The organism is Archangium violaceum Cb vi76 (assembly GCF_000733295.1).
In the GTDB taxonomy this organism is placed as follows: Bacteria; Myxococcota; Myxococcia; order Myxococcales; family Myxococcaceae; genus Archangium; species Archangium violaceum.
The window spans coordinates 20,969-32,000 of sequence record NZ_JPMI01000256.1 but is presented as its reverse complement, the minus strand read 5'-3'; the positions used below and the strand labels follow the sequence as shown (position 1 = coordinate 32,000).

Sequence of the window (11,032 nt, the reverse complement as noted above, 5' to 3'; positions counted from 1 at the left end):
CTGGCCGGATCCGGTCGAGGGGCACACCTACCATGTCATGGACCTCGTGCCCGGCCTTCCCCTGGACGAGTACGCCGAGACGCACAACCCCTCGTTCCTCCGATTCGCCGAGGCGGGGGCGAAGATGGCCCTGGCACTGGGAGAGCTCCACACCCGGGGCGTGGTTCACCGGGATGTGAAGCCCGAGAACATCCTCATCCGCGAGCCGGACGGGGAGCCGGTGCTGGTGGACTTCGGCATTGGAGTCTACGAGGGTGCGAGCCCGCTGACCCCTACGTCCCTGCCGCCGGGCACGGCGCACCTGCGCAGTCCCGAGGCCATGCGCTTCTGGATGAAGCGAGGCCAGCACGCCAGCGAGCCGTACCCGGTGGGCGCCGCGGATGACCTGTACGCGCTGGGGGTGAGTCTGTACCGCGCGGTGACGGGGCACTACCCCTTCAACCCCGAGATGCCGGGGGACTTCCTGGCGGTGATGATCGCCCACCACCGGGCCCACGCGCCCCGGGACTTCAACCGCCGGGTGCCCGGGGCGCTGAGTGACGTGCTGATGCGCATGCTGGCCAAGGACCCGGAGCAGCGCTACCGCGATGGCGCCGCGGTGCACGAGGCGCTGATGGCGGCGGCGGCCTTCGGCAAGCGTGGAGAATGGGAGGCGAGCCTCTTCGAATGGGAGCCTGTCCCTGCGAACGGGGACGGCGAGGCGCCCGGCCGGCGCATCCGCCGTCCGACATTCCCCACCCGGCCCCTGACGGCCACCCGTCCCCCATTCATGCTCCTCGCGGGCAACCCATCCGCCGGGCGTCGGGGAAGAGGACAACGGGCCAGGGAGCCCTCGCCATCCCCAGGAAGCCGAGGACGCGGCCGTGCCCTCCGGGTGGGGGGACTGGCCATGGCGCTGGGGCTCGGCCTGGCGTTGGCCGGCCTCTGGGCACGGCCCCGGCACTCCTCGGAGGTCATCCCGCCCGGGAGTGGCGAAGTGGCGCGGACATTGGAAATCTCCCATGCTGGGTCGGCCACGGCTCCACTACCTCTGGAGTCAACCCCCACGGCTGCCTCCTCCGGGAAGGCACGAGCCACGAAAGGTACCCTCTTGAAGAAACTCCCGCCGACAACCCCCAGCGAGCCCCCTCGGCAGCTGTCTGGCACCCCGGGCAGGGTGCTCGGCACCACCGCCTTGTGCGTGGGCCTGGCCTGCGCCGGTGCCCAGCGGCGCCCCGCCGAGAGCGACTGCCCCGCCGAAGCGCGCGCCGCGATGAAGACGCTCGACCAGATGTGGGGATATGGCCCGACCGTCATCGTCGACCTCCGGCAGGGTGAGGGACCCCCCCCCTCGTCCGCTCCGGTCCCATCGTCAGCAGGGTGGTGACCGGTCTTGGAGAGCTGACCGAGGGGACCCTGCTCTTCGGCGAGCTCTTCACCCAGGGCACCAACGTCTATGGCCGGTACGACCGGGCCCAGACGCCCGACGGGAAGACGTACCCCGTCTGCTTCATCCTGGGCACCTCGGAGGAGGACGGACTGGAGAAGGTCTCCAGTTCCGAGCCGGGCGCCGTCTACATCTCCAACTGGTCTCCACTCGCCGCCGTCAAGCGCTTCGTCTTCCGGGAGCCGGGCACCAGGCCGAAGCCGGAAGACTAGGCGCGGGCGAGCGCTTCACCCGGAAGAGCCGTCGTCGCCGTCCGGCTTCGGCGGCTCCCGGTTGCTGGCCGCCAGCTCGCGATCCCGCTCCGCGTACCGGGCCGCCCACTCCGCTTCCCTCTGGAGCCGCTGCGCCTCCTGGCGGGCCACGAGCTCATTGCCCATCTGCATGAAGTCCGCGAGCACCGGCCAGTGCTCCCGGCAGAACGTCATCTCCCACTCCGGAAGCGGCGCGAGCGACAGCAGCGTCATGAAGATGAAGTCGGTATTGCGCTCGGGGTCCACCTTCCACTGCGCGAACGCCCGGAACAGCCGGATCCGGGAGCACACGCGCCCGTCGGCCAGCAGCAACGGCCAGCAGTCCTCCATCATCTTCAACGCCGCGCCCAGGTGCCCTTCGCGGCAGAGGATGGCCACCTCGGGCAGCACCAGGAAGGTGACCCGGCCACCGAAGCGCTCGTGGGCCACGCCGAGCCAGTGCCGGGCCCGCGAGGTCTCTCCCAGCATGGCCAGGCACAGCGCGAGGTGTCCGGGCAGGACGACCTCGTCCAACCGCATCGCGCGGGGCAGCCGCTGCGCCATGAGCGGCTCCAGGACGGCCGCGGCCTCCGCGTACCCGCCCCGCTGCATGCGGCACAGCCCCACGCCCGCCAGCGCCGCCGTCCGGTGGGTTCCGTACAGGCCCCGGGCCGCCCTCCGGAAGAGGGCCTCCGCCCGCTGGTTCTCTCCGCCCTCGCCCAGCAGGTCGCAGGCCTGATTGTAGTACCGCCACCTGCGGCCGAGCCGAAGGAGCACCCACATCACGGCGCACAGCAGCACGCCCAGCATCGACATGAACAACACATTTCCCATGAGAGGCTCCGGGTTGACGGCGGAGGTCCGGTGCCCCACCCTACCGCGAACGTCACCCCGGGTCACGCACCCGGGCCCGGCGCGTGGACACGCCAGGAGCCTCGGGCCCGGGGCCCGCCGCGCTCAGGAGGAAGGAGGAGGTGTCCGCGGCGCGGGCTCCACGCCCAGCACCCGCGCCAGCTTGGGCCGCACCCCGAAGGAGCCCAGCAGCGCCTCCAGCTTCGCGCGCGCCTGCCGGTTCTCCCGGTGCACCCGCCGGCCGAGAATCAGCTCGTTCTTCAGCGAGTGCTCCCAGCCCGTCAGCTCCGTCACCGTCACCTGGTAGCCGAAGGCCTCCAGCGTCAGCGCGCGGATGACGTTGGTGAGGTGACTGCCGAACTCCCGCCGGTGCCACGCGTGCTGGTAGAGCAGCGCCAGCGTCGGGTCCACCGACTGCCGGGCCTCCTTGAGCTGCTGGGCCACCTCGGCCTGGCAGCACGGCACCACCGCCACGTGGTCCGCGCCCTTCTGGATGGCCACCGCCAGCGCGTCGTCCGTCGCCGTGTCGCACGCGTGCAGCGCCATGAGCACGTGGACGCGCTCGGGCCACTGCGCCTCGTCCAGGTGCGCCGTCTGGAACTCCATCCGCCCGAAGCCCAACCGCCCGGCCCGCTCCTTCGCCCGCTGCGTCAGCTCCGGCCGCCCCTCCACGCTCAGCAGCGTGCCCGCCTCGGCGTCCTTGAGGAACAGCTCGTAGAGGATGAAGCCCAGGTACGCGTTGCCACTGCCCGCGTCCACCACCACGGGCGCGCCATGCCGCGACTGCACGTCCTCCAGCGCCGGCCGCAGCAGGCCCACCAGGTGGTTGACCTGCTTGAGCTTGCGCAGCGCGTCCGCGTTGAGGTTGCCCTCGCGCGTGAGCAGGTGCAGCTCGCGCAGCAGCTCCTTCGACTGGTCCGGCAACAGCTCCCGCCGGACCTGCTTGCCTTTGACCTGCCGCCTCAGACGGACACCACCTCGGTGACCTCGGGGACGAGCTCACGCAGACGCGTCTCGATTCCCATCTTCAAGGTCGCCGTGGACGAGGGGCAGCCCGCGCACGAGCCCTTCATGTGCAGGTAGACGATGCCCTCCTCGAAGCGGTCCAGGGTGATGTCGCCGCCGTCCTGCGCCACCGCCGGGCGGATCTCCGCGTCCAGGATGTCCTGGATGCGCGCCTCCACCGAGCCGCCCGCCCCCACCGCCGTGCGCGCCGCCGCCAGCGCCTCCTCGTTCACCGACGGCAGCCCCGCCGTCAGGTGCTCGTCCAGCGTGGCCATCACCGCGTCGTTCAGCTCGTCCCACTCGCCCTCGTCGCCCTTGGTGACGGTGACGAAGTTGCTGCCCACCATCACCGCCGTCACACCCTTGATGCCCATGAGCTTGAGTGCCAGCGGCGACTTCTCCTCCGCCGCCTGCTTGCTCGTGATGTTCACCGCCCCGGACGACACGAGCCGCCGGTCCACCACGTACTTCAACGTGCTGGGGTTGGGCGTCCACTCGAGCTGGATGTTCACCGACATTTGGAAATTTCTCCTGTGCCCTTCCTCTAAGCCGCCCGTACGCCGGTGGCAACCAGGAGCTGGGGGAGTTATCCCCTTCCTGGTTCGCTTTATCTGACAATCAGATTTTTACCCGACTTCAGTGGAAGACCGTCCGGGCATGATAAGCTGAGAGAACGGTTGGAAATCCAACCGGGGGAGATGTCCCATGGAGAGCCCGAGTCTGCTGGCGCAGACCCCCAGAGTGGCAACGCAGCCGCGCATCCCCTCGAGTGTCTTCGAGGGCCTCTTCGTCCGAGGGCTGGAGCCGAACAGCCACCTGGCCCGGGCCCTGGAGGCCGAGGGGTATGACCCGAAGTGCCCCGAGGTGGAGTACCCGGTGCAGGTGTGGAAGCGGTGCGTGGCGCTGGCCAGGGACCTGGCCTACGGAGAGCTGAGCGACGCGGACGCCTACCGCATCCTCGGCCGCAAGCTGACCGAGGGCTTCACGAACACGTTGGTGGGGCGGGTGGCCGCGGTGGCACTGCCCATGATTGGCCCGGCGCGCGTGGTGGAGCGGCTGCCGCGCTACCTGGCGATGATGGGGCGGCCGGACCTGGAGGTGCAGCTGGTGCCGGTGGGCGAGCGCGCCCGGCGCATCACCATTCCGGACGTCCACAACCGCCCGGAGTTCATCGCCGGCGCGCTCGAGGTGGCGCTGGAGCGGGCCCACGTGCAGCCCATCGTGAGCGTGGAGGATCGCTCCCACCTGGGCTTCCGCCTCCTGGTGCGCTGGTAGGAGGCACGCCATGGCCTACCCTCCCCGGCTGGCGCACCTGGCCACGCGCCCCGTGGTGGTGGCGAAGCTGATTCCCACCTACGCACGCGCCCACCACATCGACGAGGACGAGGCCGCCCAGCGGCTCTCCGCCGCCCTCCAGGGAAGGCTGCTGCCGTGGCTGCTGGAGGAGGCGTGGACGGCCATGCGGGGCAAGACCAAGCGGCTCGATGACGAGGGCCTGGTGGAGAAGGTGGCCACCACGTTGAAGGACCGGCCCACGCGGCCCGGGCGGGTGGCGGAGCTGAACCCCGCGTGGAGCGCCTTCCTGGTGCTCGCGGACCTGGAGGCCGGCACCGCCAGCGAGGCCGCGCGCCGGGTGATGGAGTCGCCCGAGGGCCGTGAACGAGCCCAGGCCGGGCTGGCCGAGGTGGGCCGCTTCCTCGCCGCCGAGCTCACCCGGGGCCGCTAGGCCGCTGCCCCCGACCTGCCTTCCGGGCGCGGTTCGCGCGAACTTGTCCGACTGTTGGACAACTTCTGGAAGACCGGGCCCGGCGGGGCGCCCTCCCCTGAATCGAGCGGGCTGGCGGGTCGGAAGCCTGGACGTTATAGGCTGCGGCCGCTCGACGATGTCCGACCCGCTGCCGCCCACCCTGCGCATCCATCGCGCCATCACCGAGGTTCCCCGGGGAGCCTGGGACGCGTTGCTCGACGACGCGGGCCGCCCCTTCCTGGAGTGGGCCTTCCTCGCGGCGCTGGAGGAGAGTGGCAGTGTGGGGCCCCATGTGGGCTGGCATCCGCACCACCTCACGCTGTGGCGGGGAGCCCGGCTGGTGGCGGCGGCGCCCGCGTACCTCAAGGACGACAGCCACGGGGAGTTCGTCGCGGACGGAGCCTGGGCCACCGCCGCCGAGCGGCTGGGCGTGCGCTACTACCCCAAGCTGGTGCTGGCCGTGCCCTTCACCCCCGTCACCGGCCGCCGGCTGCTGGTGGCCCCCGGCGAGGACCGGCCCGCCCGGGAAGCGGAGCTGGCCCGCGCCGCCCTCGAGTACGCCCGCGCCCGGAGCTTCTCCAGCGTCCACGTCCTCTTCCCCACCGAGGCCGAGACCCAGGCCCTGGAGGCCGCCGGTTACGCGGTGCGTCTGGGCGTGCAGTACCAGTGGCGCAACACGGGCTACGGCTCCTTCGAGGACTTCCTCGGCCGCTTCCACACCCGGCGGCGCAACCAGCTGCGCCGGGAGCTGCGTGCCCCCGCCACCCAGGGCCTCACCCTGCGCACCCTCCGGGGCCAGGCGCTGTCCGAGGTGCAACCGGACGACCTCTACCGCCTGTATGCCTCCACGGTGGACAAGTATCCGTGGGGGATGCGCTTGCTGACCCGGGACTTCTTCGCCCGGATGCTGTCCACCCTTCCGCACGCCTGCGAGGTGGTGGAGGCTCGCCGCGAGGGCCGGTTGGTGGCGGGCGCCTTCAACCTGGTGGGGCCCCGGGCGCTGTACGGCCGTTATTGGGGCTGCTTCGAGGAGCACCCCTTCCTCCACTTCAACGTGTGCCTCTACCATCCGGTGGCGGACGCCATCTCCCGGGGGCTGGAGCGCTTCGAGCCGGGCGCGGGGGGAGAGCACAAGCTCCTCCGGGGTTTCGAGCCGAGCCTCACCTGGAGTGCTCACTTGCTCTTCCACCCGGGGGTCGACCGGGCTGTACGCTCCTTCCTGGAGCACGAACGGGCGGCCGTGCTGGCTGGCCTGCCCCGGTGGCGGGCCGAAACAGGATTCAAGCGGGGGCCGTTGGTGCCCCCTACTCGTTAGAGGGAGACCATGTCCCGAGAGAAGTACGACCCGGATTCCAACGTTGTCACGGAGACGGTACCGCAGAAGAAGCTCAAGCGGCCCACCCTCTACAAGGTACTGCTGCACAACGACAACTACACGACCCGGGAGTTCGTGGTGGCCGTCCTGAAGGAGGTCTTCCACAAATCCGAGGCGGACGCCGTGCAGATCATGCTGCACGTTCATTACAACGGAATCGGCGTGGCTGGCGTTTATACGTTCGAGGTCGCCGAGACGAAGATACGGACCGTGGAGGCGGCGGCGCGGGAGAATGGCTTCCCGCTGCGCCTCTCGATGGAACCAGAGGAAGGTTGAGACCGTGGCAGGACCGCTGATTGCCAAGGCATTGCAGGACAGCTTCCGGAACGCGATGGACGAGGCGAGCCGGATGCGTCACGAGTACCTGACGCTCGAGCACCTGGTGCTCGCGCTCACCAAGGACCCCCGCACGCGCGAAGTGCTCAAGGCCTGCGGGGCCAACATCAAGCGCCTCCAGGAGCGACTGGTGGAGTTCCTGGAGGAGACCGTCGAGCGGCTCCCCGAGGGCGAGGAGGCCGAACCGCAGCAGACCATGGGCGTGGAGCGCGTGCTGCACAGCGCCGCCGTGCACGCCCTGTCCGCCGAGCAGAAGGTCATCGACGGCGGTGACATCCTCGTGGCCCTCTTCCGCGAGAGCGAGAGCCACGCCCTCTACCTCCTGCGGGAGGAGGGCGTCTCCCGGTTGGATCTGCTCAACTACATCTCCCACGGCACCACCAAGGACGGCGCCTCGTCCCCCGGGGGTGGGGGCGAGCCCCGCGGTGCCGTGCCCACGGGCGACGACGAGGAGGGTGAGGGCCCGCGCAAGAGCCCGCTGGAGGCCTACACCACCAACCTCAACGCCGAGGCGAAGCTGGGCCGCATTGATCCGCTCATCGGGCGGCAGAAGGAGCTGGAGCGCACCATCCAGGTGCTGTGCCGGCGCCGGAAGAACAACCCGCTCTACGTGGGCGAGACGGGCGTGGGCAAGACGGCCATCGCCGAGGGCCTCGCGCTGCACATCCACGAGGGCAAGGTGCCCGAGGTGCTGAAGAACTCGACCATCTTCTCGCTGGACATGGGCGCGCTGCTGGCGGGCACCAAGTTCCGCGGGCAGTTCGAGGAGCGCCTCAAGGGCGTGCTCAAGGCGCTGCAGGAGCACCCGGACGCCATCCTCTTCATCGATGAAATCCACACCATCGTCGGTGCGGGGGCCACCAGCGGCGGCTCCATGGACGCGTCCAACCTGCTCAAGCCCGCGCTGGCCAGCGGCAAGCTGCGCTGCATCGGCTCCACGACGTACCAGGAGTTCAAGGCCTCCTTCGAGCGGGACCGGGCCCTGTCCCGGCGCTTCCAGAAGATCGAGGTGGGCGAGCCGAGCGTGGAGGACACCATCCTCATCCTCGAGGGGCTGCGCAGCCGCTACGAGGATCACCACGGGGTGAAGTACGTGACGGAGGCCCTGCGGGCGGCGGCGGAGCTGAGCGCCAAGCACCTCAACGACCGCTTCCTGCCGGACAAGGCCATCGACGTGGTGGACGAGACGGGCGCGGCCGAGCGCCTCAAGCCCGAGGGCCAGCGCACCGGCCAGGTGACGGTGGCGGACGTGGAGTCCGTCATCTCGAAGATGGCGCGGATTCCGGCCAAGAGCGTGTCCGCCAGCGAGGGTGTGCAGCTCAAGAACCTGGAGCCGGAGCTCAACAAGGTCATCTTCGGGCAGGAGACGGCCATCAAGTCGGTGGTGGACGCCATCAAGCTGGCGCGCAGCGGCCTGCGGGCGCCGGAGAAGCCGATTGGCAGCTTCCTCTTCTCGGGCCCCACGGGCGTGGGCAAGACGGAGCTGGCCAAGCAGCTGGCCGCGGTGCTGGGCGTGGAGTTCCTGCGCTTCGACATGAGCGAGTACTCGGAGAAGCACACGGTGAGCCGGCTCATCGGCGCGCCTCCGGGCTACGTGGGCTTCGACCAGGGCGGTCTGCTCACCGACGCCATCCGCAAGCACCCCTACGCGGTGCTGGTGCTGGACGAGATCGAAAAGGCCCACCCGGACCTCTTCAACATCCTGCTCCAGGTGATGGACCACGCGACGTTGACGGACAACAACGGCCGCAAGGCGGACTTCCGCAACATCATCCTCATCCTGACGACGAACGCGGGCGCGAGGGAGATGAGCACCAAGTCCATCGGCTTCGGCGACAAGCAGCTGCCGGCGGACGCGCAGCGGGCGAAGAAGGCGATTGAAAACACCTTCACGCCGGAGTTCCGCAACCGCCTGGACGGGTGGGTGCTCTTCTCCGGACTGCCGCCCGAGGTCATCCTCAAGGTGGTGGACAAGGAAGTGGGCCTGCTCCAGAAGATGCTCACGGAGAAGAACGTGAAGCTGGAGCTGACGCCGGCGGCGAGGGCGTGGCTGGCGGAGCACGGGTACGACCCGGCCTTCGGTGCGCGGCCCATGGCGCGGCTGGTGGACAACACGCTCAAGAAGCCGCTGGCCGAGGCGCTGCTCTTCGGCGAGCTGGCGAGCGGCGGCATCGCGCGCTTCGACGTGGAGGGCGAGGGCCTGAAGCTCAAGGCGCTGCCGGCTTCGGAGCCCGCGCCCGCGGCGTAGAAAAGCGAAGACCCTCACCCCAGCCCTCTCCCAAAGGGAGAGGGAGCCAGGTTTGTCCCTCTCCCCCTGGGAGAGGGTCGGGGTGAGGGTTGTCGAGGTTCCCGGAAACGACAAGGGCCAGGTCGGAGGGTCTCCCCTCCCCTGGCCCTTGGTCTTTTCAACCCACCCTGGCGGGACTACTGAACCCGGTAGGTCTTCACCGCGCTGCTGAGCTGGTCGGCGATGATCTGCAGGGTGGTGGCGGCCTCACCGGTGGCGCCGATGCGCGACACGGTCTCGTCCATCATCTTGGACAGATCGCTCACGGCGGTGGTGATCTGGTTGATGCCCACGTTCTGCTGACCCACGGCGGCGGCGATCTGCCGGACGGCGGCGGCGTTGTCCTGGATGATGGAGGACAGCTCGCGCAGGTTCTTGCCGTAGGTGCGCACCTGCTCGAGGCCCGCCTCCATGCGCTGCGAGCCGCGCTCGGTGATGCGCACGGCCATGGCCACCGAGTTGCCGATATCGTCCAGCAGCTCGCGCACGCGGTCCGTGGACTCGATGGACTGGTCGGCCAGGGCGCGGATTTCGCGGGCCACCACGCCGAAGCCCTTGCCGTGCTCGCCGGAGCGGACGGCCTCGATGGCGGCGTTGAGCGCCAGCATGTTGGACTGGTCGGCCAGGTCCTTCACCGTCTGGGTGATGCTGCCGATCTGCACCGTGCGCTCGCCCAGCTCGAGGATCTTCTGGGCGATCTCCTGCACCTGGGTGCGGATGTCGTTGAGGCCCACGAGCGTCTGCTCCAGGGCGGCCTCGCCCGCGCGGCTCAGCTCGTCGGCGCGCTCGGCCACGGAGAGCACCGAGTCGGCCTTCTGGGCGGCCAGGAGACTCGTCTGGCGGATTTCCTGGGCGGTGACCTGCGTCTCCTGGAGGGCGGAGGCCTGACGGGAGACCGTCTGCGACTGCTCGGAGGCGGAGGTGTTGAGCTGCTCGGTGGAGGCCTTGAGGGCCTCGGCGGCCTGCTGGAGGTTCTGCGTCACCGTGCGCAGGCGGTCCACCATCTGCGCGAAGGAGCGGGCGAGCACGCCCACCTCGCTCGAGGCGGCCACCGGGATGGGCCGGGTGAGGTCCCCGGACTCGACGATGTGGGAGGCCACATCGGCCAGCTCACGCAGCGGGGCCACGATGGAGCGGCTCAGCATGGACACCGCCGCGATGCCACCCAGGACGATGAGCAGACCCAGCCCCATCATGGTGAACCACAGCCGGCCCACCTGCCTGCCGACGTTGTCGTGCTTCATGCCCACGTGCACCACGCCGCGCATGCCGCCGGCCAGCGGGGCGGCCACGTCGGCGATGGCCACGGTCCTGCCGTCGATGGGCACCTCCACCAGCTCCTTCACCTTCACGCGCTCGCCGTTGGTGAGCTCGCCGAGCTGCAGGCTGTTGGCGCTCAGCAGCGTCTGGGGAAACTCGCTGGAGAAGGTGCTGGCCAGGACGTTGTTGGCGCTGTCCACCACGTAGAGGTAGCCCACGCCCTCGACATCACGGAACGTGTCCAGCAGGGGCTGCAGCGAGGTGGCACCGTCGGCCGACGCCCGCTCGGCGGCGGCGGACAGGCCGATGGCGATCGCCTTGCCCTCGCTGACGGTGCTGTCCACGAGGTTGCCGCGCAGCCGGGTGGCGGCGACCACGGTGAGCAGGATGGCGATGGCGGCACCGACCCCCGCTGTGATGAAGACGATCTTGGGGCCAATGCCGAGCGATTTATTGGAGGTGGCGTGGGGGCTCACGGAAGCTCCTCAGCGGAGAAGGACGGGGCCGGACGGAG

At 69.9% G+C, this 11,032-nt stretch carries 11 protein-coding genes; 7 read left to right on the top strand and 4 right to left on the bottom strand.

Annotated elements, in window-relative coordinates:
• Together Q664_RS35235 and Q664_RS35230 are read left to right on the top strand one after the other, a co-directional pair.
• Window positions 1-1,366: protein kinase domain-containing protein (locus Q664_RS35235; protein ID WP_152622520.1), on the top strand; the 1,366-nt coding region annotated here is incomplete at its 5' end.
• Window positions 1,363-1,638, top strand: coding sequence for a hypothetical protein (locus tag Q664_RS35230; RefSeq protein ID WP_152622519.1), 276 nt, complete (start codon window positions 1,363-1,365; stop codon window positions 1,636-1,638). The genes Q664_RS35235 and Q664_RS35230, both read left to right, overlap by 4 nt.
• A gap of 15 nt (window positions 1,639-1,653) precedes the next feature.
• Here the strand turns inward: Q664_RS35230 and Q664_RS59510 are convergent, their stop codons facing one another.
• The 3 genes from Q664_RS59510 to Q664_RS35215 form a co-directional block, all read right to left on the bottom strand.
• Window positions 1,654-2,490: a hypothetical protein gene (locus Q664_RS59510; RefSeq protein WP_043405964.1), complete on the bottom strand. Its 837-nt coding sequence runs from the start codon at window positions 2,488-2,490 to the stop codon at window positions 1,654-1,656.
• A gap of 123 nt (window positions 2,491-2,613) precedes the next feature.
• The gene (locus tag Q664_RS35220) at window positions 2,614-3,327 is read right to left on the bottom strand and encodes a class I SAM-dependent methyltransferase (protein ID WP_043405984.1); all 714 of its coding nucleotides are present in this window, start codon (window positions 3,325-3,327) and stop codon (window positions 2,614-2,616) included.
• Window positions 3,328-3,470: 143 nt separating this feature from the next.
• Window positions 3,471-4,031 carry a NifU family protein gene (locus Q664_RS35215; protein ID WP_052519053.1) on the bottom strand — a complete coding sequence of 187 codons (561 nt, stop codon included), beginning with the start codon at window positions 4,029-4,031 and terminating at the stop codon, window positions 3,471-3,473.
• A 187-nt stretch (window positions 4,032-4,218) separates the two neighbouring features.
• Here Q664_RS35215 and Q664_RS35210 point away from each other — a divergent pair, with 187 nt between their 5' ends.
• The 5 genes from Q664_RS35210 (at window position 4,219) to clpA (ending at window position 9,219) form a co-directional block, all read left to right on the top strand.
• A complete protein-coding gene (locus tag Q664_RS35210) occupies window positions 4,219-4,788 on the top strand; it encodes a DUF2378 family protein (protein ID WP_052519052.1) in 570 nt (189 codons plus the stop codon).
• 10 nt (window positions 4,789-4,798) lie between these two features.
• A complete protein-coding gene (locus Q664_RS35205; RefSeq protein WP_043405961.1) occupies window positions 4,799-5,239 on the top strand; it encodes a hypothetical protein in 441 nt (146 codons plus the stop codon).
• Between the two features lie 157 nt (window positions 5,240-5,396).
• Complete coding sequence (locus tag Q664_RS35200) at window positions 5,397-6,575, top strand: GNAT family N-acetyltransferase (protein ID WP_043405959.1); 1,179 nt, start codon at window positions 5,397-5,399, stop codon at window positions 6,573-6,575.
• 9 nt (window positions 6,576-6,584) lie between these two features.
• Complete coding sequence (locus tag Q664_RS35195) at window positions 6,585-6,911, top strand: ATP-dependent Clp protease adaptor ClpS (protein ID WP_043405956.1); 327 nt, start codon at window positions 6,585-6,587, stop codon at window positions 6,909-6,911.
• A gap of 4 nt (window positions 6,912-6,915) precedes the next feature.
• Window positions 6,916-9,219, top strand: coding sequence for an ATP-dependent Clp protease ATP-binding subunit ClpA (gene clpA, locus Q664_RS35190; RefSeq protein WP_043405953.1), 2,304 nt, complete (start codon window positions 6,916-6,918; stop codon window positions 9,217-9,219).
• Between the two features lie 176 nt (window positions 9,220-9,395).
• Here the strand turns inward: clpA and Q664_RS35185 are convergent, their stop codons facing one another.
• Window positions 9,396-10,994 carry a methyl-accepting chemotaxis protein gene (locus Q664_RS35185; protein WP_043405950.1) on the bottom strand — a complete coding sequence of 533 codons (1,599 nt, stop codon included), beginning with the start codon at window positions 10,992-10,994 and terminating at the stop codon, window positions 9,396-9,398.
• Window positions 10,995-11,032 lie beyond the last annotated feature (38 nt).